Origin of the sequence: Hoeflea phototrophica DFL-43 (assembly GCF_000154705.2) — a bacterium.
In the GTDB taxonomy this organism is placed as follows: Bacteria; Pseudomonadota; Alphaproteobacteria; order Rhizobiales; family Rhizobiaceae; genus Hoeflea; species Hoeflea phototrophica.
The window spans coordinates 3,156,491-3,181,237 of sequence record NZ_CM002917.1 but is presented as its reverse complement, the minus strand read 5'-3'; the positions used below and the strand labels follow the sequence as shown (position 1 = coordinate 3,181,237).

Below are 24,747 nucleotides of genomic sequence, written 5' to 3'. Positions count from 1 at the left end.
AGTGGCCTAAAATCGTTTAAAAACAAATAGGTAAATTTTTTTTAAATTTTCGAGTTTGATTGTTTTCAGATTTCAGTTTATTTTTCCACATAGTCGCAATTGTTTTATTGCTGTTTTATTACTTCGAAAGTAAGTTGAATTTATAGTTTGATTCGATTTATGGGGGGGTACTATGTTTAATAAGGTGTCGATCTCGCTGTCATGTGCCGTTTTGATTTCAGGTTGTATGAGCGTTGCGGAGCAGGCTCTAAAAAGCGAAGAAAATGTAATTGATATTTCAGTGAATTCGGAATTTATTGCTTCGAGTCCAGGTATTTACAGGCTTTCAAAATCCAAAAATGGAAATTATAGGCTGTTGTCAATATGCCCGAAAGATACAAATTTGCAGATGGCTTTCAAGGCCATCGAAATATTTGGAAAGAAGTCAAGCGATAAGCTTATTGATGAGGATGCTTCTGACTATTTTAGTTTCACAGTAAACCCTGTTCAAACGGAGAGGAATATTGAGGGGGTATTGTTTGAGGCTGGCTTGAAATTTAATGGAATTCCAAAATATAAACGCATAGTTGAGGGGTATTCGGTTTCTGGTCAAAAACGAGTAATCGCAGAGCTGGATGATGTTTTATCTGCAAATTTTGTGGAAGATGCGATGGGAGAGAAATGTTCTGAGCATGTCTCCAACCCAGCGGGATTCACAAATCGCGGTAAGCCGGTATATGTATTCGAAATAGCAAAGGCCGATAAAATTTATACAGATCTAGTTAATCTCCCAACTATTAGTGCATCTGCGGCAAAGGGTGATGTTAAAAGAGGTGATATTGAGTTGAAGATTGGCGAAGGGTGGCGGACCGAGAAGGCCAATAATGCAGTATTTGGAATAAAATATTTTAGTATAGGGCCGCTAAAAGATAGACCTATACCAACAACCAAATTTTAAGATGTGTTATTGGGAGTTGTGGGGGTGATGTTCAAGTTTTCTTGAATTGGAATTGGATAGCTCTAGTCTATCGGTTTTTTGTGTTTAAATGCGCAAATTTCGCCCTTCAAACCGATCATTTATAGAATCTCCGCAATAGCTGTCTTTACAGCCGCGGTATCGAGTGCAGCTGCAAAGACAGCGGAGTATCTTGACATCTACATCAGATGCTTGGTGAACCAGCTGCACTGTTCCGGCGCCGAAATTGCAAATGCATCACCGACATAGGCGTTGAAATGGCCGCAGTCGAGGATCAGCAGTTTTTTCGGTTCAAGAGCTTCTTCATAGGCTTTCAGAGTGAGGTCGGCCGGGGTCAGGTGATCCTTGTCTCCAATGACGATCATCAGCGGCGTTGGTGCAATACGGGCAATGTATTCGCCGGGCTCATACTCGGTGAACATTTCCATGGACCGCAAGGTGATCTCGTTTTGCCACCTTCCGAGGTTCTCCGGTGGCAGTTTTGTAAAGAAGGTCAGACTGTCTTCGGTCGGCAGCGCGCAGGGGCCGCCGTCTTCGGCGACAACCGGCAGCGTCAACGGTGGCTGGCCCGCAAGACGGCCTGCACGGTCTGCGGCGAATCCTTCGCGCAGCCCGGCCCAGTGATCGCTGCGGACAAGGCGTTGTGCATTGGCAAGTCCGGCCACCAGCGGCACTTGGGAGACGACGCATTTGACCCGCCGGTCCATCGCCGCAACCACCAGAACATGACCGCCGCTGTAGCTTGATCCCCAGATGCCGATCTTGTCGGCATCCACATCATCCCGGCCCTGCACATAGGTGATCGCATCGCGGAAATCGCGGATCTGCTGGATCGGGTCGATTTCGCCCCTGGGGGTGCCGGCACTGTCACCCAGATTGCGATTGTCATAGACCAGAACGTTCATTCCTGCGGCGTGGAATGTCTTGGCAAAGCCTTCCAAGTGCATCTCCTTGGTCGCGGAGAAGCCATGGCACATGACGATGGTTGGAGCCGGAGAACTTCCGGCGGCAAAGAACCAGCCGGCCAGTTTGGTTCCGTCTTCTGTATGAAATGAGATGTCGTGTTTCATTTGATTTCCTCCCGTGCATGCAAAACCCGTCCTGGTTATCGCGCCGGATTTCCTTCTGCTTGACCGGACGTGCGCTAATCGACATCATTTTGTGCAGTGGCATGGAGAGTTGGCGGCTGGAGGAGCAGCTGACATTCGTCGTAGCGCCGTTATTTGGGGGACCACCATGGAATGGGCAACAGCGCAGTTTCAGCCAGGCGACCGGTATGAGGCATGGAGACATGCGCTCAACGACACGCATTTGCCATGGAGCCTCGGGCGGCCAAAATCGGCAGATTTCTCCGCATCCCTTCGAAGCCTGGAAGTGGCTGGGTTGAGCATTATCGATTGTGTTTGCGATCCGTGCCACGGTTCGCGTGACATGCGGGACATACGCAGCGGAGATGATGGCTGCTTTGGCGTCCTGATGGTGCGCAAGGGGCGTGAACGGGTCGAGCAGGGCGGCGAAGTTGTTGAGTTGTCGGCCGGTTCAACCTTCATATGGGATGCAAGCCGGCCGATCTCGTTTGAGGTTCTGGAGCCTCTGGAAAAATGTACGCTTCTGGTGTCCCGCGACATGCTCAAACGCGAAACAGGCCTTTCGGAATTGCCGGTCGGTGTTCTCGACAGTTCCCGCGGGTTCGGCGCATTGCTGCACGAACGGGCCAGCGGTCTGGGGCCGGTGTTCGCAGATTTCGATGCGCGGGATCAGGTCCGGCTCGGGTCCGCCATGTTGATGGATCTCACGCATGCGGTTGAAGGTAGGTTGCACCCGGTCGCCGTGGCGCCGCGAGCTCTGCTTGTCCAGCGTATCAACCGGATCATCGATACGAGGTTTGCTGATCCAGGTCTTGATCTGAGCCGGGTGGCGGAGAGTGCTGGCATTTCGCTCCGCTATCTGCATCAGGTTCTCGAGGGCGCTGCGGAAACCGGGAGCAACCGGATTGTTCGCCGCCGGCTTGAGGCTCTGCGGCACGCCTTGGCCGAGCCGGCCCTGGCAAGTGTCAGCATCACCCAGCTCGGCTTTGCCAGCGGTTTTTCCAGTGTGACACACATAAGCCGGACCTTTCGCGGACATTATGGCGAGACGCCGTCAGCGTTTCGCAAGAAAGCGCTGTCGGGTTCGATACTTTAGGTGAAAACCGCGGTTTTGCACCGGATGGTCGAATCCGACTTTGCATTCCGCCAGGTTTTGCTCGGAACCGGTTCTGGCTGCAACAATGCTCAGGAGACGTGATGCAATATTGCAGACACCGCTTTGTCGAATTGAACGGCAACCCGTTTCACTATGTCGAATGGGGCGCGCCGGGTGCGCCGGTCTTGCTGTTTCTGCATGGGTTTCCCGAATATGGGGGTGCCTGGAGCGAGGTGGCGGAGCGGCTGGCGGATTCCTACCATTGTGTCGCGCCCGATCAGCGCGGGTTTGGCCAAAGCTGGGCGCCGGCTCACGTCGAAGCCTATGGCTTGCGGGATCTGGTCGGGGACATGGCCGCACTGATCGGCATTCTGGGAGGTCCGGTCACGGTTGTCGGGCATGACTGGGGCGCGGCGGTGGCCTACGGGCTGGCAATGTTCCGTCCGGAACTGGTGTCGAAGCTCATCATCATAAATGGCGTTCACCCGGTTCCGTTCCAACGGGAACTCGCTGCCGGAGGCGCGCAAACCATTGCCTCGCAATATATTCTGTATCTGCGCGCCGAAGGGTCTGAGGACAAGCTGTCCGCAGATGACTTCTCGGGGCTGATGAAACTGTTTTCGGCGCGGATGGATTTGAGCTGGCTGACGCCGGACCGGCTGAAGCTCTACAAGGCGGAGTGGTCGCGGCCCGGACGGCTGAAGGCGATGATCAATTGGTACCGGGCCTCGCCCCTGCAGGTCGCCAAGCCCGGCGAGCCGCTGACGGATCTCCCCTCACTGCCAATAGGCAGATTGCAGGTTCGTTGCCCGCATTTCCTGATCTGGGGTGATGATGACACCGCTTTGCTCCCAAGCTGTATCGAAGGGCTGGATGAGGTTGCTTCAGACCTGACGGTTCATCATGTGAGCGGTGCGGATCACTGGATCTGCCACCAGAAACCGGATGTGGTGGCAGGATTAATCAGGTCATGGATGGACCCGGTTCAGGCATAGGCTCTCCGTGGCGCGCTGGTAAGTGAATTGCTTGTTCCCGGCAGGCCCCTCCCATCGCCATCTTCGCACCCTGTTTGCGCTTGCAGGATCGTCGAGTATGCTGATCTCAGGGAGGAACGAAGCGATGGAGCTTGGTGCATTTTCCATGAGTCTTGCGGTGAAAAACCTCGCCGCGTCAAAGGCGTTTTACCTAAAGCTCGGCTTCAAGGTGTTTGGCGGCGACGAAAGCCAGAACTGGCTCATGCTTCAAAATGGCGGCTGTGTGATCGGGCTGTTTGAAGGCATGTTCGAGAAGAACATCCTGACCTTCAATCCGGGCTGGAAGGAAACGGCAGAGCCGCTCGAAAGCTTCACCGATGTGCGCGAGCTGCAGAAGCAGCTCAAGTCGGAGGGCGTTGCCTTCGAGGCCGAAGCCGATGAGGCAAGCACCGGTCCGGGCAGCTTTCTGATCCATGATCCCGATGGCAATCCGGTTCTTGTCGACCAGCACCGCTGACATGGCCTGATGCGGCTCAGCACCGATGTCTGTCTATTCGACGAAGCTGACGCTCACGCCCGGGGCGACCATGCCCGCCAGTTCCTCTGCGTCCCAGTTGGTCAGGCGAACACAGCCATTGGAGCTGGTCTTGCCGATCTTTGAGGGCTCGGGTGTGCCGTGAATGCCGTAGGTGGGTTTGGACAACGCGATCCAGACGGAACCGACAGGGCCGTTCGGCCCGGGCGGGACCTCGAGAATCCGGTCATTGTCGCCCTGCTTGAAATTGATCTTGGGATTGTAGGTGTAGCCGGGATTGCGGGCGATGCGCTCGATGGTCACTTCGCCGGTTGGCGAGGGTGTGGAGGAGGAGCCGATGGTGGCCGGGTAGGCGGCGACAAGCTGGCCTGCCGCATCATAGGCGCGGAGCTGCTTCCGGGCCTTGTCGGCGATGATCCGGGTGACAATCCCGGACTTTTTCTCGCCGGTGCTCACAACCTTGATCTGAACGCCGGGGCGGCTGAAATCCACCCCGGGATTGAGTTCCTTGAGATAGCGTTCGTCCATGTGAAAGCGCTCGGCCAGCATCTCTTGCGTCGAGGTGAAGGCGAGCCGTTCGAGCTTGGCCTTTTCGGCATAATCAGCGGGAACCGAGGCGATGAAGGGGCCGGCGGCATCTTCGGCCGTAATCGTGTAGGTGGTGAACGCCAAGCCGCCATCGGCTGCAAGCCGGCTCAGGATCAGATCGGTGTCCGTTGGGTCTATCCGTTCGCCTGTTGCCTCGCGCCATGCGGCAAGTGCTTTTTGAACATTGGACCCCATGCGGCCATCGATGACGCCCGGCGAAAAGCCGTTGCGGTCGAGATAGACCTGCAAAGCGGCGACTTCCGCCTTGCCAAGTCTGGGTGCGGCAAATGGCTTTGATGGTTCGCCCGCAGTGCCCTGATTGTCGGGCCGTGTTTCGAGATCGGGAGCCTCAATGATGCGTGGCGCATTGCCCCGCTCGGGCACGGTTCCGGTTGAGGGATTGAGGTCGCGCCGCTCGATGCTTGCGCGGGGCTCAAAATCTGTGCGGGGTTCGGCGGTCGCGAAACGGTCGCGGGGCGGAGGCGGAGCGGCAGGGAAGGTCTCACGTCCGAGCCCTCCATCATAATCACGATCCTGGCTCCAGCCGCGATCACGATCAATTTCCGGGCCGCCGCTTTGCTGACGGTACTGCCAGGCGGGGATCTCGAAGCCAATGACGGTGTTCGAGCGGTCAATCAGCAGCCGCCGGCCTTGCGTGTCGATGACAACGCGCACCGAGCCGTACTCGGGCATGTCGCGCATCAATCGTCCATCGGTGGTGACAAGCACCATTCCGCCGCGATCATAGGGTCCGGCATTGGCCGCAAGCGGAGCTGATACGGCAATTGCCAAGGCGGCTGCTGCAAAACGGAATCTGGTACTGGTCAACATGGCTGAGCCCTGCGTCTGATACTGTGATTGTGCACCCAGCATCGCTGATTCATGGTGAATGCAATCTGAACAAATCGTGCGAAACGGGCATCAGTGTGGCGGGCCGAAGACAGGGATATGCGATAACGCATCTTGCCGCGCCTGGACAATGCGAATTGTGCCGGTGGGAGCGCGGCCTTCGATCTTGCGGGCAAGCGGGAGCCGGCAAGGACATAGGGCTTCTAGGAACGTGTGCCGATGCGGTTGATGGATTGCATAAGAGCAATGGCGGCTGTCAGGCCTGCGCCTGCCGTTTCACAGATCTGCGGCAGGATCATCCATTCGAGCGTCATGGCTGCCCCCGAACGCTCCATCTCGTGAAGCTGGGCCTGGTGCATGGCGCCCATTTGTGACGCGTTGAAGCGTGCAAATGCCACCAGCCGCTCGGCTGCGACCGGGTTTTGCTTGTGTGGCATGGCCGAAGACGTGCCGCCGCCGGAGAGCTCAAGGTCGCTTTTACCGCGCAGTGCCATGATCGCCGCATCCTGACCGATCTTGCCGAGCGCGCCGGAGAGTTCCGTCATCCAGCTTGCGGCTGCGATCAGCGGTGCGCGCGAGGTTTGCCAGCTGTGACCGGGCCAGCGCAGCCCCAGATCGCTGGCGATGGCCTTTGCGACCGTGTCTGCATCGTCACTCAGGGTCTGGAGGTCCCCCACCGCGCCGCCGAACTGCAGCACCATGACTTGCTCGCGAACTGCGGGCAGCCGGTCACGCAGAGCTTCGAGTGGAAGCCTCCAGCCAGCGAGCCGGGATGATGCACGGATGTTCAGCGCCTCCTGCATCCGGGTGATGGCCTTGAGCGCATTGTTGCCGTCGCGTGCGGTCATTGCTTCGAGTGCAGTGATCAGCTGATCAAGCCGTTTGGACAGGATGGAGATGGTCTTTGCCAGTGTCTCGATGGTTGCGGTGTCGACCAGATCCTGGCTGGTGGCGCCGAAATGCAGCTTTTCAGCGCCCGGGCCTGACACATGGTTGCGCAGTTGCCTGACATATTCGGGCACAGGAACCCCGTCGCTGACCGCGGCTTCGGCGATCCGCCCGGTGGCTGGCGCGAAGGTCTTGATCTGGGCAATCAGTGCGGCCGCATCCTGCTTGTCGATGCGGCCGGCTTTTGCGAGGCCTAACAGCAGGGCGCTTTCGAAACGGGCGAAGCTGGCGAGTTGTGCCTGATCGCAAAACAAAGCTGCGATCTCCGCATCACCGGTCAGCGACTTGATCCAACCCTCTCCGTCCGTTGTCATCTCAAACCCGCTCAAGGGCGATGGCGATGCCCTGGCCGACGCCGACACACATGGTGGCGAGCGCCAGCTTTTCGTTGCGGATGCCAAGTTCCAGCGCCGCTGTGCCGGTGATCCGCGCGCCGGACATGCCGAGCGGATGGCCAAGCGCGATGGCGCCGCCATTGGGATTGATGTGCCCGGCGGACGGGTCGAGACCGAGTTCGCGCAACACCGCGATGCCCTGGCTGGCAAAGGCTTCATTGAGCTCGATGACGCCGAAATCGGAGGGCTGGAGACCAAGGCGCTGGCACAGTTTCTTTGTCGCGGGCGCCGGTCCGATGCCCATGATGCGTGGTTCGACACCGGCGGTCGCGCCGCCCATGATCCGGGCGATCGGGGTCAGACCGTGGGCCTTGGCGGCTTTCTCGCTGGCAATGATCAGCGCTGCGGCGCCATCATTGACGCCTGACGCGTTGCCGGCGGTCACGCTGCCACCCTGGCGGAACGGGGTTGGCAGCTTGGCAAGCTGCTCGGGCGTTGTGCCGGGCCGCGGGTGTTCATCGGTGTCGACGACCACGGGATCGCCCTTGCGGCGGGGGATTTCGACGGCCACGATTTCCCTGGCGAACCGGCCGGATTCCTGCGCGATGCCCGCCCGGGTCTGGCTTGCGAGCGCAAAGGCATCCTGATCCGCGCGGCTGACGGCAAAGTCCTCGGCCACGTTCTCGCCGGTTTCGGGCATGGAATCTACACCGTATTGCGTCTTGAGCAACTTGTTGACGAAGCGCCAGCCAATGGTGGTGTCGTAGATCTCGGCGTTGCGGGAGAATGCGGTGTCGGCCTTGGGCATGACGAAGGGTGCGCGGGACATGCTTTCCACGCCGCCGGCGATCACCAGGTCAGCCTCTCCCGCACGGATCATCCGCGAGGCCGCGAGAACCGCGTCCATGCCCGAACCGCAAAGCCGGTTCATGGTGGTGCCGGGGACTGTGACCGGAAGCCCGGCCAGAAGCGTCGACATGCGGGCGACATTGCGGTTGTCCTCTCCGGCCTGGTTGGCGCAGCCGTAGATCACTTCGTCGACGGCTTCCCAGTCGACGCCAGCGTTGCGTTCGGTCAATGCGCGCAGCGGGATTGCGCCCAGATCGTCGGCGCGGACCGTGGACAGCGCTCCGCCAAAACGGCCAATCGGGGTGCGAATGAAATCGCAGATAAATGCATCGGCCATCAGGCGGCTTCTCCGGTCTTGGCGCCACTGGAATGGGCGGCCTTTGTGCGGGCTCTGAGATCGCGCAATGTGCTCAGTTCGATCTCAGTGGGGTGCGGGGTCTCGGACAGTTCGTCAGCGAAGCGGACCGTCCAGCCGCAGGTGTCCTGGACCATGTCCCGGCTGACACCGGGATGCAACGAGACGACGGTGAATTCAGATGTTTCCGGGTCGGCTTTCCACACCGCAAGATCGGTGACCATCAGTGTCGGGCCCTTGGTGGTGATGCCAAGACGGGCGCGGTGATCGCCGCCCTCGCCATGGCCGAAGCTGGTGAAGAAGTCGATCTTTTCGACCATGGCGCGCTTGGACTGCTTGAGCGTGATGAAGATCTCGCCGCAGGACGAGGCGATTTCAGGTGCGCCGCCGCCACCGGGGAGACGGGTCTTGGGAGCATCGTAATCGCCGATCACGGTGGTGTTGATGTTGCCGAAGCGGTCAATCTGAGCTGCACCGAGGAAACCGACCGTGACCCGTCCTCCCTGCAGCCAGTAGCGGAACATCTCGGGCACCGAGACCGTTGTGACTGCCGTTTCGCACAGTTCGCCATCGCCGATCGATAGCGGCAGCACCGTGGGAGCCGTGCCGATGGTGCCGCTCTCATAGATCAGCGTGACATCGGGCGCGTGGGTGAGGCGGGCGATGTTGCAGGCGGCCGAGGGCGCACCGATGCCGACAAAGCAGACATCGGTGTTCTTGAGCGCCCGGGCGGCTGCGATGGTCATCATTTCGTCCGGGGTGAAATCAAGCTCGCTCATGCCGCGCTCCTCAAATCTTTGGTGCGCTCTGCGAAATCCTCAGGCGAGGCGTCGAGCACGTTGTGTTTCATCCAGGCCAGGAATTCCCCCCGGTCAGCGGCGATCTTGTCCCAGGCGATGTAGCTTGCATTGTCGCGCGGGTAGTAGCCATGGGCGTAGGAGGGATGGGCGCCGCCCGGCACCACGGAGATGGCGCTGACAGTCCAGCCCGGCAGAACGCAGGCATTGGGATGGGCCGCCAGATCATCGACAACCTCTTCCACCGTCACGACAGCGCGCTTGGCGGCCAGCACCGCTTCCTTCTGCACGCCGACAATGCCTTCGATCAGGACATTGCCCTTGCGGTCGGCTTTCTGGGCATGGATGAAGGTGACATCGGGCCGGATTGCGGGTACCGCTGCCAGTTCCTCGCCGGTAAAGGGGCAGGTGACCGATCGGATGTTTGCGTTGACGCGGGCGAGTTCGGCGCCCTTGTAGCCCCGGAAGGTGGCAAAGGGCAGTCCCGCGGCGCCTGCTTCATAGGCATTTGCCATGGCGGCGTGGGAGTGTTCCTCGATCTCGATCCTGTGCGGCCAGCCGTTCTCCACCGCATCGCGCAAGCGGCGCAGAAGCCCGACGCCGGGATTGCCAGCATAGGAGAAAATCAACTTACGCACCATGCCCATGCCGATGAGCTGGTCATATATGACGTCCGGTGTCATGCGCACCAGCGTCAGGTCCCGGACGTCCTGGCGGATCGCCTCATGGGCGCTGGCGTGCGGAATGAGATGGGTAAACCCTTCGAAGGCGACGGTATCGCCTGATTTGAGGTTTTGCGCCACCGCATCGGGCAGCGGCAGGAAATGGGCCATGGCTTGATCCTAGTTGTCGACGAGAATGGTTTGGTTTGGGCCCCGGGTGCAACACCCCGTTTGGCTGGCACCCGCTCGGGGATAAGGCAGCACCGGTGATGACGCAGTGCCTGCAACTGTCTTGAATGCGGTAGCGGTCATCTGCTCCTCCGGACCGGTTCCGATTTAGGAAAGAGATTTACATATTGGAATGGAAATGAATAATGATTTTTGAGCCTATTAATCATCCCGGAACTGGTATGGATATTTCCCGACGCATCAAGATCCGCCATCTCGAAGCCTTTGTTGAAGTGGCCCGGCAAAAGAGTGTGGGCCGTGCGGCAATCACCCTGTCGCTGACCCAGCCGGCGGTGACCCGGACCATCCGCGAGCTCGAAGAGATTGTTGGTGCCGCGCTGGTGGAACGCGATGGCCGGGGCATCAAGCTGTCACACAAGGGCGAGGTGTTTCTGTCCCATGCGGGGTCAGGGCTGGCGGCGGTGCGCGGCGGAATTTCAGCGCTTGCCAATATCGCCACGTCGTCAGGCCCGCCGGTTCGGATCGGTGCGTTGCCGACGGTTTCGGCCACCGTGATGCCCGGAGCGGTGGCGGATTTTCTGGCGTCCGGATTGAAAAGTCCCCTGCGTGTCGTCACCGGAGAAAACCGGGTGCTGCTTGATCAGCTGCGCAAAGGGGATCTCGATCTGGTGATGGGCCGGATGCCGGCACCGGAAATGATGGAGAGCCTGCGCTTCGAACCGCTCTACCGGGACCGTGTGATCTTTGTTGTCTCCCGCACTCATCCGCTTGCCGGGCAACGGCAGGTGGGCGCCGATATCCTGAGCCGCTATCCGGTGCTGGTGCCGCCTGAAGGCTCGATCATCCATCCCTATGTCGAGCGGGTGATGCTGGAGCAGGGCATGGCGCGGCCGGTTCAAGCTGTTGAGACTGTCTCGGATAGTTTCGGCCGGGCGTTCGTGCGTTCAGGCGATGCGATCTGGATCATTTCACGTGGCGTCGTGGCGGCGGAAATTGTCTCGGGAGAGTTCGTCGAGCTTCCGATCGACACCGGCTCGACGCTGGGTGCGGTGGGGTTGATCTCGCGGGAAGCCGACAGGCAGAACGATGCTGCGGGATTTTTCGCCGATATTCTCAGGCGGCGAACCATGGGAAGCTGAGATCGGCACCAAAGCCAAGGATCGACCGGAGTTGCTGTGTGAAACCGGGCCGGGCCTCTGGTGCAGGGCGCACAATGCGGCTAAATCGACCGCGACGCGAAAAAGGGACTGACAATCTGATGCAGGACATTCTGGCGCTCGCGACCGCAAACCTTCTTTCACCGGCCGTGCTGTTTTTTGCCCTGGGCTTCCTTGGCACCATTGCAGGATCACATTTGACGTTGCCCGAAGCGGTGGCGAAGACATTGTCGATCTATCTGATGCTGGCAATCGGCTTCAAGGGCGGCGTCGCGGTGGCCGAGCACGGGCTCGGCATCGACATCGCGCTGGCTCTGATTGCTGGTGCTATGCTTTCGGCGCTGATCCCACTTGTGGCTTTTGCTTTGTTGACTGTCATGGCGCGGCTTGACCAGGTTGATCGCGCGGCGGTGGCGGCGCATTACGGCTCGATTTCCATCGTTACATTCGTTGCCGGCAGCGAGGCGCTGCGCCTTGTGGGACTGAGCTTCGAGGGATATCTGGTCGCGGTGGCGGCGGTGATGGAAACGCCGGCGATCCTGATGGCGTTGTTTCTGGCCCACGCCGGACGCCAACCGGCGAAGGATTCTGCAAAGGCTCACGCCAAGGAAGAAGGCTTGATGTCGGAGGTGATGCTCAATTCCTCGGTTGTCGTGCTGATCGGGTCGTTCGTGATCGGATATCTTGCGGGTCCGAAGGGATTGGCAGACATCGGCCCCTTCATCGTCGATCCTTTCAAGGGTGTGCTGTGCCTGTTCCTGCTTGATATGGGCGCTGTCGCGGGCCGTGGCATTCGCTCCGGCTGGAAGCACATGAGCCCCGGCCTGGTCGCTTTCGGACTGGTGATGCCCTATGTCGGCGCGGTGTTCGCGCTTGCCGCGGGGCTGGTGATCGGGCTTTCCACCGGCGGTGTGGCGTTGCTGATGGTGCTTGGCGCCTCCGCTTCTTACATCGCGGTTCCCGCCGCGCTCCGGCTTGCGTTGCCCGAAGCACGACCCGCGATCTATCTGACACTTTCTTTGGGTATTACATTTCCGATGAACCTTACAATCGGGATCCCGGCCTATATTGCGATTGCGCAAATGGCGGCGTAGAATCGGAGCATGGTCATGCATACTTTTGCCAAGAAACAGATCCAGATCATCTGCGAGAGGCCGATCCTCAAGCGCGTGCAGCGACATCTGGCCGCCAACGGGGTTACGGGATTTACCGTTTTTCCGGCATTGTCGGGCTCAGGATCGGAAGGTGAGTGGGACCGCGAGGGCATGATCGGGGACGCCGGTCAGATGGTGAAGGTCCTGGTGGTGCTGGACGCTGAAGAGCTCGATCATGTGCTCACCGATATATTTGACGTCGTGAGCCCGCAGATGGGCGTGATCACGATTTCCGATGTGTCCGTGGTCCGGCCCGACCGATTCTGAGTGCCGAACGTCACCCACGGTCCCTTGGCTGGGGATTCAGCAGTGCCAACCGCTTGTGCAGACTGATCGCTTCGCTTTAATGTGTTGCCGAAACCGAACCATTATCTGGCCTGCTTTTCTTGATGTACCTTACACCCCGTCACTCCGAAATCATCGACCTTGCCAAGCTCGAGGGCCGTGTGCTGGTGGAGGATCTTGCGAACCGCTTTGAGGTCACGCCGCAAACGATCCGCAAGGATCTCAATGATCTGTGCGAGCGCCAGTTGCTGACCCGGATCCATGGCGGTGCCGTTGTGCCATCGGGCACGCAAAACATGGAGTACGAGCAGCGCGGCCAGATCGCGGCGGATGAAAAACAGGCGATCGGCACCGCGGCTGCAGCACTTATCCCCGACAATGCGTCGCTATTTATCAATATCGGCACCACGACCGAGGCTGTGAGCCAGGCCCTGCTGAAGCATGGGCAATTGATGATCATCACCAACAATATTAATGTCGCCAACCGGATGCGGCCTTTCGGGCAATTCGAGGTGGTGATCGCCGGAGGTGTGGTGCGGTCATCGGATGGCGGCATTGTGGGAGAAGCGGCGGTGGATTTCATCCGCCAGTTCAAAGTGGACTACGCTGTGATCGGCGCCTCGGCGATCGACGGCGACGGGGCTCTGCTCGATTATGATTTCCGCGAAGTGAAGGTCGCCCAGGCGATCATCGCCAATGCCAGGCAGGTGGTTCTGGTCGCCGATTCGACCAAGTTCGAACGCACGGCACCGGTTCGCATCGGCCATCTCGAGCAGGTCGATACCTTCGTGACCGATCGCTGTCCCGATGATGCGATACGCAATATTTGCCGGGACTATGACGTAGAGCTGATTGAAACCACTCGCCTGCCATAAGGGCTTGCTGGGAGAATCGTCCTCACAGGAAAACCTGTGTATGTTGCAGTCAAGCCACCGGCGAATTTGAACGGTTCCGTGCCGATCAAATGTTCATCGTTGGTCTTTTTCTTACCTAATCTTGCCACTATATAAGCGTCTTTAAGTTCCTCGACACGGCTTCCATCGGTCGCTGTTCGTTTTTATGCTGCGGTGTTGGCGGTCTTCGGACACCGGGCGCGTTATCCAGAGAGCAGGTTTAAGAATGGCCAGGCCAAGGTTTCACACCATAGCAGCATTTGTGGTTCTCGCCGTATCGGCAACCTGGGTGCTGACCGGTGAATTCTCGTCCATCGGGAGTGCTGCAAAAGATACCGGTGAGACGGCCGCCGAGAGCCCTGCAGTTGAGGCCCAGGAGCCCACGACGCTGCGAACGGTGGGCGTGTTGACGCCTGACTTTATCGAGCACAACCGCATCATCCGGGTTTCGGGTGTGACGGCTCCCGACAAACGCTCGACACTGGCCACGCGCAGTGCCGGTATTCTTGGTGAATTGCGGGTTGAGAAGGGGGACCGGGTCAACGCTGGCGACGTGATTCTGGTGCTTGAAGGTGATGAGCGTGGCGCCATGGTGGAGACCGGGCGTGCGTTGCTCGAACAACGCAAGAAAGAAATGGAAAATGCCGAGCGGCTGGTGGCAAGTGGTATCTTGCCGTCGACCCAGGCCGACAATGCGAGATCAGCGCTGGCATCAGCCCGTTCGCAGCTCGAGACTGCGGAGGCCGATGTCGACCGGCTTACCGTTGTAGCGCCGTTTTCGGGAGTGATCGACCAGGTGCTGGTCGAAGAGGGCGCCTGGATGCCATCCGGTGAGGCGGTTGCCGTTCTGTTGCAGCTTGATCCGGTGCTTGCGCTTGGTGAGGTCAGCGAGCGCGACATCGTTCATGTCCAGGTTGGCAGCGAGGCCGATGTCCGGTTGATCAGCGGTGCTGTTGTCACAGGCAAGGTCCGTCACATCAGTCTTGAAGCCACATCGGGAACCCGCACCTTCCCGATCGAAATCGCCATCCCCAATCCGGAAAACCGGACGCCCTCCGGCATGACCGCCGAGATCATGATCAAGTCGAAGGCTGTTACCGCGGTCAAGCTTCCACGTTCGGTGGTCACGCTCGACGCCGCAGGCGATCTCGGGCTGCGGATCCTGAACGCGGACAATACGGTCGGCTTTGTGCCGATCGATCTGATTGACGATTCTCCCGATGGCCTGGTGCTGAGCGGCGTGCCGCTGAATGCAAAGATCATTGTTGCCGGGCAGGATCTTGTCAGCGATGGTGAGACAGTCGCGGCGGTGCCGGTGGGCGCCGATGCGTTGCTGGGGTCTGACGCGCTTGCCGCTGGTCTTTCGCAATGAATATCGTTGACCTCGCCATCCGGAACGCGCGGCTGACGCTTGCCGTTCTGATGTTCCTGATTGTTGCGGGGACCATGTCCTATATCTCGATTCCCAAGGAAGCCGAGCCGGACATCAAGATCCCGATCATCTATGTCAGCCTGAGCTATTCGGGTATTTCTCCGGAAGATTCGGAGCGGCTCTTGCTGCGGCCGATGGAAACCAAGCTCAAGAACATCACCGGCATCAAGGAGATGCGCTCGGCGGCCTATCAGGGCGGCGGCAATGTGGTGATCGAGTTCATGGCAGGCGCCGATCTCGCCAAGGCGCTGGACGATGTCCGCAACAAGGTCTCCGACGCCAAACCGGACCTGCCGCAAGGGGCCGACGAGCCGACGGTCAACGAAGTCAACCTGTCCGAATTCCCGGTGCTGGTGGTCACGCTTTCCGGCAATGTGCCCGAGCGGGCGTTGACCAAGGCTGCGCGCGAGCTGCGTGACCGTATCGAGGAAGTCACTGGCGTGCTTGATGCCTCGTTGCAGGGTGCGCGGGATGATCTGGTTGAAGTGATCATCGATCCGGTCAAGCTTTCATCCTACGGAATGCAGCTCGATCAGATGATCGCTGCCGTCAATGCCTCCAATTCCCTCGTTGCGGCCGGAGCGCTTGAAGGGTCGGAAGGCCGCTATGCCGTCAAGGTGCCGCTGTTGATCGAGACGGTTGAGGATGTTGCCAATCTGCCGATCATCGCCGGGCCCAATGCCGTGGTTCGTGCGCGTGATCTGGCAACCATCCGGTCGACCTTCAAGGACGCGGAGACAATTACCCGTCTTGATGGCAAGCCGGCAATTGCCATCGAGGTTTCCAAGCGAACCGGCGCTAATCTGATCGAAACAGTCGATGCGGTGAAGCTGGTTGCGGAAGACTTCCAGGCGATGCTTCCCGAGGGCGCGGAAATCGGCTTCAGCCAGGACAAGTCGACCTCCATCCGGCAATTGCTCAGCGACCTTCAGAACTCGGTCCTGACCGCGGTGATCCTGGTGTTCATCGTGATTCTTTATGCTCTGTCAGGGCGTGCTTCTTTGCTGATCGGTTTTGCGATTCCTGCCTCATTCCTGATGGGCATGTTGGGGCTGTCGCTTGCGGGTCTCACCGTCAACATCGTGGTTCTGTTCAGCCTCATTCTTGCGGTTGGCATGCTGGTTGACGACGCAATCATCGTCACCGAGTTTGCAGAGCGGCGAATGACCGAGGGCATGGATCGCAAGGAGGCGTTTTCGCTTGCCGCCAAGCGGATGGCCGGTCCGGTGGTCGCGGCGACGTTGACCCGGGTTGCTGCTTTCTCGCCATTGCTGTTCTGGCCTGGTACCGTCGGCGAATTCATGAAGTACATGCCAATCACGCTGATCGCGACGCTTTCCGCATCTCTGTTCTATGCGCTGGTGTTCACACCGACCTTGGGGGCGATGTTTGCCAAGCCGATGGTGGAAGACGGGCCAAAGCGTGACGGGCTTTACATGCGTTTTGTCGCGCGGGCCGTGCGTCACCCGTTCATCGTCGTGGCCTTCACTCTTGCGACCTTGATCGCGGTTCCGGTGGCTTATGGTAAATACGGATCGGGTGTCGAGTTCTTCCCCGACGTCGAGCCGGACTACGGCCTTCTTTACGTCCATGCACGCGGAAATCTGTCGCTCGACGAGAAGGACAGTGCGGTGCGCATGGTTGAGCAGAGGATCCTGGGTTGGCCTGGTTTGACCAGTGTTTACACCCGCGTCGGCAATGTTGGCGGTGGCGGAAATGATGTTGCTGCGGATGTGGTCGGCGTGATCCAGTATGAGTTCGTTGATTGGCGTGAGCGCAAGCCGGCGGGGCATATTCTTGAGGATTTCCGCCGTGAACTGACAGGCTTTCCGGGCGTCGATATCGAGGTCAAAGTCCCCGAAGGCGGGCCGCCTACCGGCAAGGCCATACAAATCCAGCTTTCTTCCGCGAACGATCCGGATGCGTTGAGCGATGTGGCACGCAAGGTGGCTGCACAGCTTGAGCAGATCCCCGGTGTGATCGACATTTCCGATGGTTTGCCGCCGCCGGGTATTGATTGGGAAATCAAGGTCGACCGCTCCGAGGCCGCGCGCTATGGCATCAGCCCGTCCTCGGTGGGCACCGTTGTGCAATTGGTCACTTCGGGCCTGAAGCTTACCGATTACCGGCCGGCTGGCGTTGATGATGCGGTGGATATCCGCCTGCGTTTGCCTGAGGACCGGCGCACACTGTCGACGCTGGATGAACTCAGGATCGAAACCGCAGAGGGTTCGGTGCCGATTGCCAACTTCGTGAGCCGCGAACCGGCCCCGAGTGTGGGCACGCTGAATCGTATCAATGGTGTGCGCACGATTACGGTGGAGGCCGGTATCAGTGAGGGCATTCAGGCCGATCCGCTTCGTCAGGGCGTTGTTGCAGAACTGGAAGAGGCCAATCTGGAGGCGGCAGGCATCCGTTGGAAACTTGCCGGCGAAGACGAAGAGCAAAAAGCTGCCGGTGCGTTCCTTATGAAAGCGTTCGGCGCGGCGATCTTCTTGATCTTCGTGGTGCTGTTGGCGCAGTTCAATCGCTTCCTCTCGGTCGGGCTGGTGCTGTCCGCCGTGGTGATGTCGACCATCGGTGTGCTGTTGGGCCTCATGATCATGGGGCAACCTTTCGGCATCGTCATGACCGGGATTGGCGTGATCGCGCTTGCCGGCGTGGTGGTCAACAACAACATCGTGCTGATCGACACTTTTGACCACCTGCGCCGTGAGAACGGGCTCGACAAGCTCGAAGCCATTCTTGAAACCTGCCGCGAGCGCGCGCGTCCTGTGGTGCTGACGGCCGTTACCGCCATTCTCGGCGTGCTGCCGATCGCCTTCGGGTTCAACCTCGAACTGATGGCGCATGAAACCACCTATGGTGCTCCCTCGACGCAGTGGTGGATTTCTTTGTCGAGCGCCATCGTTTTCGGTCTTGCCTTCTCGACCGTGCTTACTCTGGTGGTGACGCCATCGTTGCTGATGATCGTCACGCGTTCCAAAGACAGCAAGATCACTGCCTGGTGGGAGCGGGTGAAGGCCCGTGTAGGGCTTGGCAAGGGCCGTGATGGTGGCGTGGCCGAACCGGCCGAATAGGCCGTCTCTGTCACCATGGTCGCCAGTGTTTTGTCTATGGCGTTGTCGTTTGCAGCAGGCGTGACCGCAGACGCCGGTTTCGGCCAGGTTTGGTTTTTTCGCTGGCTTGCTGCATGATCATGTAAGCCGCGTCTGCGGCACAGGTGCGGGTCCAATGCTCCAAGCATGGAAGGTCAGAACATCCTGTTTTTCAAACTTCCAGCCGTCTTCATCGGTGTTTTTCCCGCTCTGATTTTCTTTATGGCACCCCAGGCGCGCTCGCAGCCTCTTTGTGGGCTTTCCCTGGTGTTGGCGCTGGATGTGTCTTCCAGTGTCGATGACGAGGAGTTTGCACTGCAGAACCGCGGCCTCGCGGCGGCCCTGCGTGATCCCGCCGTGCGCAGTTCGATCAGGGCAGCCGGCGGCATTCAGGTGACCGCGTTTGAATGGAGTGGCCGTCGCCAACAGGTCGACATAGCGCCGTGGTCGCTGCTCAGTTTTGATGAAGATATCTTTGCATTTGCAGACCGTATCGAGGCATATGAGCGCGCCTACAAGGAATTCCCCACAGCACTTGGGTACGCATTGGGTCACGCTGCAACCCGTTTGCGCGATGCGCCGCTCGATTGTGTTCGCTCGGTCGTCGATGTGTCCGGCGACGGGGTCAACAATGATGGTTTCGAGCCGGCGCTGGCATACAGGCATTTCAATTTCTCCGGTGTGACCGTCAACGGGCTGGTCATAGAGGGAGCTGATCCGGACCCTGTTGCCTATTATCGCTCTGAAGTGGCTCGCGGCCCTGGTGCTTTCGTCATGGTCGCTACCGATTTCAAGGATTATGAATCCGCGATGAGGCGCAAATTGTTGCGTGAGATCAACGGTGCAGGTCTCGCTCACGCCAGGTGAGCTGCTTGGCGGGATGGGTTTTCGGCACCTGAAGCATGATTGGAATTGCGGCTTTGCAAGCTGGGAAGGCTGAATGCTTGAGTAGGCACTCCCATTTTTGGGCGCCCTGCAGGACGATCCAATTTTCTATATTTCCCCGTCCAGACTCGCTCCGCGAAAATACGTAAACAATTCTGATTTAAAAGAGATAAATCCGGGATCGTCCTTCAGGTGCCGGGAAAAGACTTTGAATTATTGCTGATACTTGCGCTGTTTTGTGTGGTCGCATGTAAGATGAAATTTTTTTTCTGAAACTTCTTGATGTTGAGTAATTCAACAATTCAAGTGTGTGGACCGGGTGGACAGCCTCCCCCATGATCTGTAACGATAAGGCGTGCCTATCAAGTGGGTGCTAAATAATCAGGCAGTTGGCCACCACGCGGAAAGTGTAGGGGCTTGGTGCACAGGGGAAGGGCGCAACAGCCCGCAGTAACAGTAGGGAGCGTGTTTTGGTCTCAACCAACACGGATGACCATTTCGTCGTATTCGACGGTGTGCAAAAGAGTTATGACGGGGAAAACCTCGTCGTCAAAGACCTCAACCTTTCAATTGCCAAAGGCGAATTCCTGACAATGTTGGGGCCGTCGGGATCCGGAAAGACCACGTGCCTGATGATGCTGGCCGGTTTTGAAACCGCCACCAACGGCGCGATCAGGCTGGGCGGCAAAGAAATCAACAACATTCCTCCGCACAAGCGCGGCATCGGCATGGTTTTCCAGAACTATGCCTTGTTCCCGCACATGACCGTGGCTGAGAATCTGTCGTTTCCCCTTGAGGTCCGCAAAATGGGCAAGGCGGAACGAGAGAAGAAGGTCCAGCGTGCGCTCGATATGGTTCAGATGGGCGCTTTTGGTGGTCGACGGCCGGCGCAACTGTCCGGTGGACAGCAGCAGCGCATCGCCTTGGCGCGCGCTTTGGTCTTCGAAGCTGAACTGGTGCTGATGGATGAACCGCTCGGTGCGCTCGACAAGCAATTGCGCGAGCATATGCAGTTCGAGATCAAGCACATCGCAGACAATCTCGGCATCACGGTGGTGTATGTGACCCATGACCAGACCGAGGCTTTGACCATGTCTGACAGGGTCGCCGTTTTTGAGGATGGCCGGATCCAGCAACTGGCGCCGCCCGACGAGCTTTATGAACAGCCGAAGAACAGCTTTGTGGCCCAGTTCATCGGCGAGAACAACACGCTGATGGGCAAGGTCGAACAGATCAACAAGGATCTTGCTGTGGTCCGACTTGACAATGGTGACCTCATCGACACGGTCCCCGTCAATGTCAGCAATGTTGGCGAACGCACACTCGTTTCCATTCGTCCGGAACGGGTCGAGTTCAATCGTGAGCGTCTGCTTCCAGACGCGCACACATTGAAGGCTGAAGTGCTTGAATTCATCTATATGGGTGACATCTATCGCACTAGGCTTCGGGTTGCGGGCAAGGAAGACTTCATTGTCAAAACCCGCAATGCCCCCGATCAACGCCGGCTTCAGCCGGGTGAAATGATCGAAATTGGTTGGCGTCCGCAGGACTGTCGGGCACTCGACGCCTAAGCTTCGAACCATACCCCCAGTGACAACCCGATCCGTGGGGGGATTGAGAACCGGGTATCCTAACAAGGAGAACAGACATGAAATTGAAACTTGCAATTCTAATGTGTGGAGCCGCACTGGCGACCACCGGCGTCCAGGCCGAAGATATGGCCGACTCCATGACCCTCGTCAGCTGGGGTGGAGCCTACCAAAAGAGCCAGATCAACGCCTATTCGGATCCCTACAAGGCTTCGCATCCTGGCCTTGAAGTTATCTGGGACGAAAGCTCGGCCGAAGCCGTTGCAAAGCTGCGCGCCATGAATGAAGCCGGCAACATCACATGGGACCTCGTCGATGTGGTTGCTGCTGATGCCATCCGCCTTTGCGACGAAGGCCTCGCAATGGAATTCGATGCTGACGAGCTGCTGGCTCCAGGTGATGACGGAACTCCGGCATCGGAAGACTTCGGCGATCTGATCGTCAGCGACTGCTTTATTCCACAGATCGTGTATTCGACCACCTTCGGCTACCGCACCGATATGGTTGGCGACACTCCGCCGACAAACATCTGCGATGTGTTTGACCTCGAAAAGTATCCGGGCAAGCGCGCGCTGGAAAAGCGTCCGATCAACAACATGGAATGGGCTCTGCTTTGCGACGGTGTTGCCAAGGCTGACGTCTACGACGCGCTGGAAACCGAAGAAGGCCAGGCTCAGGCACTTGCGAAGCTCGACACCATCAAGGACCAGGTTGTCTGGTGGTCTGCCGGTGCTGACACCCCGCAGTTGCTCGCCGATGGCGAAGTCGTGATGGGCTCGACCTACAATGGCCGTCTGTTCGCGCTGATCGAAGAGCAGAAGCAGCCTGTTGCCATGCTCTGGGACGCTCAGGTGTTTGACCTTGATGGCTGGATCATCCCGGCTGGTCTCCCCGCAGACCGTCTTGCTCGCGTCAAGGACTTTGTGAAGTTCGCCACCGACACGCAGCGTCTCGCAGACCAGGCCAAGTTCATTTCGTATGGCCCGGCACGCAAGTCTTCGGCACCGCTGGTTGGCAAGCATGCCGATCTCGGAATCGAAATGGCTCCGCATATGCCGACCGATCCGAACAACGCGAAAAACACCTTCCTGTACAACTACACATGGTGGGCCGATTATTGCGATGACATGGATGCAAAATTCCAGGCATGGCTTGCTCAGTAAGAGCTCGAACTTCGGGAGGGGCGGCTTGCCGGCCCTCCCACACCAAAGCGAATTGAAGTGATGCGATAGCAGGATGGAGCCGGCCGGATGACCGATGCCACGACAACCCCTTCAAACGGGCCGATGCTGTCCGCTGATGGCGTGCCGTTGAAGAAAAGCCTGCAAATTGCGTTGCGGCGTCAGAAGCTCCGCGCGCTGGCTCTGATTGCGCCCCTGCTTCTGTTCGTGCTGATCAGCTTTATTGCGCCGATTGCCGATATGCTGTTTCGTTCGGTGGAGAACGACATTGTATCGCAGACCATTCCGCGGACCGTCATTGCCCTGAATGAATGGGACTATCAGGACGGCAACGCCGCTGCACCGAGTGAAGACATATTCGCGGCTTTTTATGTGGATCTGTCTGAAGCCGAAGAATTCAAGACTCATACGCGGCTCGGTTCCCGCCTGAACTACGAAACCACCGGAATGTCGTCGCTGCTGCGCAAGACCGGCCGCGGCATTGGCCGTATGGACACCGACGAATACACCAAGCAGTTTGAGGCGCTCGATCCGAAGTGGGGCGATCCCACCGCCTGGGTTGCGCTTATGGAATCACCGGGGATTGCGGCGGTATTGCCCGAGACGGCATCCGCCTGGGGATCCTGGACGCGCATCGTCGCCAACAAGAACGACGTGCTGGCCGAAGAGCAGCCGGAAGATTTTGTCTACACGATGCTGTATCGCGATCTTGCCAAACAGCCTGAATCGGTTGTCGCAGCCTACTCCGGCTCAGGGGCAGATATGCTCAAAGCTGCCGATGCCGCGGTAGACGGATTTGAGACGGTTTCTCTCCAGCAACAATTCCTCGACATCGACAAGGATTGGGCTGACGCCGAAGTCTGGGGTACGATCAAAGCCTTTTCATCGCCTTACACGGCCGGATACTTTCTGTCCTCTGTTGACCTGCAACAGACCCCGGCCGGTATCGAGAAACAGCCCGAAAACCAGCAGATCTATATGCTGTTGTTCGGGCGAACCCTGTTCATGAGCATGGTGATCATGGGGTCCTGCATCCTGTTGGGATACCCTATCGCTTTCCTGCTCGCTACATTGCCGCTGAGAACGTCGAACCTGTTGCTGATCCTGGTGCTGTTGCCATTCTGGACGTCGCTGCTGGTGCGGACTTCCGCGTGGAAGGTTTTGCTGCAGCAACAGGGCGTGATCAACGACATTCTGGTCTGGCTGGGCATGGTCAATGACGCGGACCGGCTGGTGATGATCAACAACCAGTTCGGCACCATTGTTGCGATGACGCACATCCTGCTGCCGTTCATGATCCTGCCGCTCTATTCGGTAATGAAGACCATTCCGCAAACCTATGTGCGCGCAGCAAAATCCCTTGGCGCCACCAACTGGACTGCATTCTGGCGGGTCTATTTCCCCCAGTCGGTGCCGGGCATTGGTGCCGGGTCGATCCTCGTGTTCATTCTGGCCATCGGCTACTACATCACACCTGAACTGGTTGGTGGCACGACGGGTACCTTTATTTCCAACCGGATCGCCTACCACATATCGTCATCGCTCAACTGGGGCCTTGCGGCTGCGCTGGGGACGATCCTGCTGGCGGTCGTGCTGTTGCTCTACTGGGTCTATGATCGGATCGTGGGCATCGACAATGTGAGCCTGGGGTAGACCAATGCGCAATTCAACAAAGCCTGAAGTCGACCTCATCCGTTTCGTATTGCCGTTGATGGCGGTTGCCGGAGCCTTTTTCGGCTTTCTGGTCGGCACGGCAAACGGGTCGTCGTTGCTGGGAATTGTCATCGGTGCGGTCTGCGGCGTGGCGCTCGGCTGGCTGCTCACCAGCTTTGTGCCCTCCAAGCGCACCGGTATTGGCGCTGCATCCGTCATTTTCGGAATTGCCGGTCTGATCTTCGCCGGCACAAGCGGCGTTGTTGGTGGGCTGGTGATTGGCTTCGTGCTGAGCTGGTTTTCCTACTGGCTCTCGACCGGAGGCTACCGTTCCGGAACACCCATCTATGCAACGCCTGGACAGGTTCTGTGGCACAACACATTCAAGTTCATCTGCGGCGCGATCTTCTTTTTTCTCATTGCGCCGATTATCACCGTGATGCCGCTAAGCTTCAACGCTGAAGACTTCTTCACCTTCACGCCGGCGATGCTGGCGTTTGATCCTGAAGGGTATTCGCTCAAGCACTACCGGGACTTCTTTACCAATCCCGACTGGCAGCAGGCGATGGTGAATTCGGTGCAGATCGCACCCGCCGCGACACTGATTTCGGTTACGCTGGGCACACTCGCCGCCATTGGCCTGTCCCAGTCGCATGTGCCGTTCCGGCGGGCCATCATGGCGATCCTGATTTCGCCGATGATTGTACCGCTGATCATCTCGGCTGCGGGCATGTATTTCTTCTATTCCCGCATTGGTCTGCAGGGCACCTATATCGGTGTTGTGTTGGCCCATGCAGCGCTCGGTATTCCCTTTGTGATCATCACGGTGACGGCCACGCTGGTTGGCTTTGACAAGTCGCTGACCAGAGCCGCGGCCAACATGGGGGCTGATCCCGTCACCACATTTTTCAGGGTCCAGATGCCGTTGATTTTGCCGGGCGTGATTTCGGGCGGTCTGTTCGCCTTCATCACCTCGTTCGATGAGGTTGTGGTGGTGTTGTTCGTCGGTTCCGCCGGCCAGAAGACGCTGCCCTGGCAGATGTTCACCGGCCTGCGCGAGCAGATCAGCCCGACCATTCTTGCCGTCGCCACCATCCTGGTGATCATCTCTATCATCCTGCTGACTGTGGTTGAGCTGTTGCGCCGCCGTTCGGAGCGCCTGCGCGGCATGTCGCCGGGCTGAGGCAGCAATGCACCTTG

Annotated in this window: 21 protein-coding genes; 15 read left to right on the top strand and 6 right to left on the bottom strand. The window is 58.5% G+C overall.

Features of this window, described 5'->3' with window-relative positions; all coding sequences use genetic code 11:
* The first annotated feature begins 226 nt into the window (after nucleotides 1-226).
* Nucleotides 227-937, top strand: a complete 711-nt coding sequence (locus HPDFL43_RS15045; RefSeq protein WP_156970291.1) for a hypothetical protein — start codon at nucleotides 227-229, stop codon at nucleotides 935-937.
* A gap of 197 nt (nucleotides 938-1,134) precedes the next feature.
* Here the strand turns inward: HPDFL43_RS15045 and HPDFL43_RS15040 are convergent, their stop codons facing one another.
* Nucleotides 1,135-2,025, bottom strand: a complete 891-nt coding sequence (locus tag HPDFL43_RS15040; RefSeq protein ID WP_007198236.1) for an alpha/beta hydrolase — start codon at nucleotides 2,023-2,025, stop codon at nucleotides 1,135-1,137.
* 166 nt (nucleotides 2,026-2,191) lie between these two features.
* Between HPDFL43_RS15040 and HPDFL43_RS15035 the strand changes: the two genes are divergently transcribed.
* From HPDFL43_RS15035 to HPDFL43_RS15025, 3 genes are all read left to right on the top strand, one after another.
* Nucleotides 2,192-3,139: an AraC-like ligand-binding domain-containing protein gene (locus tag HPDFL43_RS15035; protein WP_084594673.1), complete on the top strand. Its 948-nt coding sequence runs from the start codon at nucleotides 2,192-2,194 to the stop codon at nucleotides 3,137-3,139.
* Between the two features lie 101 nt (nucleotides 3,140-3,240).
* Complete coding sequence (locus HPDFL43_RS15030) at nucleotides 3,241-4,134, top strand: alpha/beta fold hydrolase (protein WP_007198233.1); 894 nt, start codon at nucleotides 3,241-3,243, stop codon at nucleotides 4,132-4,134.
* Between the two features lie 97 nt (nucleotides 4,135-4,231).
* Nucleotides 4,232-4,630, top strand: a complete 399-nt coding sequence (locus HPDFL43_RS15025; RefSeq protein ID WP_007198232.1) for a VOC family protein — start codon at nucleotides 4,232-4,234, stop codon at nucleotides 4,628-4,630.
* Between the two features lie 33 nt (nucleotides 4,631-4,663).
* On the opposite strand, the gene HPDFL43_RS15020 is transcribed toward HPDFL43_RS15025, so the two are convergent.
* From HPDFL43_RS15020 to HPDFL43_RS15000, 5 genes are all read right to left on the bottom strand, one after another.
* Nucleotides 4,664-6,067, bottom strand: a complete 1,404-nt coding sequence (locus tag HPDFL43_RS15020; RefSeq protein ID WP_156970290.1) for a L,D-transpeptidase family protein — start codon at nucleotides 6,065-6,067, stop codon at nucleotides 4,664-4,666.
* A gap of 221 nt (nucleotides 6,068-6,288) precedes the next feature.
* Complete coding sequence (locus HPDFL43_RS15015) at nucleotides 6,289-7,347, bottom strand: 3-carboxy-cis,cis-muconate cycloisomerase (protein ID WP_007198230.1); 1,059 nt, start codon at nucleotides 7,345-7,347, stop codon at nucleotides 6,289-6,291.
* Nucleotide 7,348: 1 nt separating this feature from the next.
* Nucleotides 7,349-8,554: a 3-oxoadipyl-CoA thiolase gene (gene pcaF / locus HPDFL43_RS15010; RefSeq protein ID WP_007198229.1), complete on the bottom strand. Its 1,206-nt coding sequence runs from the start codon at nucleotides 8,552-8,554 to the stop codon at nucleotides 7,349-7,351.
* Nucleotides 8,554-9,351 (bottom strand): CoA-transferase subunit beta, encoded by a 798-nt coding sequence (locus HPDFL43_RS15005; protein WP_007198228.1) that lies wholly within the window; start codon nucleotides 9,349-9,351, stop codon nucleotides 8,554-8,556. Before HPDFL43_RS15005 ends, pcaF begins: the two co-directional genes overlap by 1 nt.
* The gene (locus HPDFL43_RS15000) at nucleotides 9,348-10,202 is read right to left on the bottom strand and encodes a CoA transferase subunit A (protein ID WP_007198227.1); all 855 of its coding nucleotides are present in this window, start codon (nucleotides 10,200-10,202) and stop codon (nucleotides 9,348-9,350) included. Before HPDFL43_RS15000 ends, HPDFL43_RS15005 begins: the two co-directional genes overlap by 4 nt.
* Nucleotides 10,203-10,441: 239 nt before the next feature.
* On the opposite strand from HPDFL43_RS15000, the gene pcaQ reads away from it, so the two are divergent.
* The 11 genes from pcaQ to HPDFL43_RS14945 all read left to right on the top strand — a co-directional run bounded on the left by pcaQ (nucleotide 10,442) and on the right by HPDFL43_RS14945 (nucleotide 24,730).
* Nucleotides 10,442-11,359 carry a pca operon transcription factor PcaQ gene (gene pcaQ / locus HPDFL43_RS14995; protein ID WP_007198226.1) on the top strand — a complete coding sequence of 306 codons (918 nt, stop codon included), beginning with the start codon at nucleotides 10,442-10,444 and terminating at the stop codon, nucleotides 11,357-11,359.
* 119 nt (nucleotides 11,360-11,478) lie between these two features.
* A complete protein-coding gene (locus HPDFL43_RS14990; protein ID WP_007198225.1) occupies nucleotides 11,479-12,471 on the top strand; it encodes a sodium-dependent bicarbonate transport family permease in 993 nt (330 codons plus the stop codon).
* 15 nt (nucleotides 12,472-12,486) lie between these two features.
* Nucleotides 12,487-12,798, top strand: coding sequence for a DUF190 domain-containing protein (locus HPDFL43_RS14985; protein WP_040450307.1), 312 nt, complete (start codon nucleotides 12,487-12,489; stop codon nucleotides 12,796-12,798).
* A 122-nt stretch (nucleotides 12,799-12,920) separates the two neighbouring features.
* A complete protein-coding gene (locus tag HPDFL43_RS14980; protein WP_007198223.1) occupies nucleotides 12,921-13,691 on the top strand; it encodes a DeoR/GlpR family DNA-binding transcription regulator in 771 nt (256 codons plus the stop codon).
* A gap of 244 nt (nucleotides 13,692-13,935) precedes the next feature.
* Nucleotides 13,936-15,081 carry an efflux RND transporter periplasmic adaptor subunit gene (locus HPDFL43_RS14975; protein WP_007198222.1) on the top strand — a complete coding sequence of 382 codons (1,146 nt, stop codon included), beginning with the start codon at nucleotides 13,936-13,938 and terminating at the stop codon, nucleotides 15,079-15,081.
* Nucleotides 15,078-18,221 carry an efflux RND transporter permease subunit gene (locus tag HPDFL43_RS14970; RefSeq protein ID WP_007198221.1) on the top strand — a complete coding sequence of 1,048 codons (3,144 nt, stop codon included), beginning with the start codon at nucleotides 15,078-15,080 and terminating at the stop codon, nucleotides 18,219-18,221. The genes HPDFL43_RS14975 and HPDFL43_RS14970 overlap by 4 nt, the downstream gene beginning before the upstream one ends.
* 165 nt (nucleotides 18,222-18,386) lie before the next feature.
* Nucleotides 18,387-19,106, top strand: a complete 720-nt coding sequence (locus tag HPDFL43_RS14965) for a DUF1194 domain-containing protein (RefSeq protein WP_007198219.1) — start codon at nucleotides 18,387-18,389, stop codon at nucleotides 19,104-19,106.
* 488 nt (nucleotides 19,107-19,594) lie between these two features.
* Complete coding sequence (locus HPDFL43_RS14960; RefSeq protein WP_007198218.1) at nucleotides 19,595-20,695, top strand: ABC transporter ATP-binding protein; 1,101 nt, start codon at nucleotides 19,595-19,597, stop codon at nucleotides 20,693-20,695.
* A 77-nt stretch (nucleotides 20,696-20,772) separates the two neighbouring features.
* A complete protein-coding gene (locus HPDFL43_RS14955; protein ID WP_040449264.1) occupies nucleotides 20,773-21,876 on the top strand; it encodes an extracellular solute-binding protein in 1,104 nt (367 codons plus the stop codon).
* An 87-nt stretch (nucleotides 21,877-21,963) separates the two neighbouring features.
* On the top strand, nucleotides 21,964-23,547 hold the full coding sequence (locus HPDFL43_RS14950; protein ID WP_040449263.1) for an ABC transporter permease: 1,584 nt from the start codon (nucleotides 21,964-21,966) through the stop codon (nucleotides 23,545-23,547).
* A gap of 439 nt (nucleotides 23,548-23,986) precedes the next feature.
* Nucleotides 23,987-24,730, top strand: a complete 744-nt coding sequence (locus HPDFL43_RS14945) for an ABC transporter permease (protein WP_245271150.1) — start codon at nucleotides 23,987-23,989, stop codon at nucleotides 24,728-24,730.
* Nucleotides 24,731-24,747 lie beyond the last annotated feature (17 nt).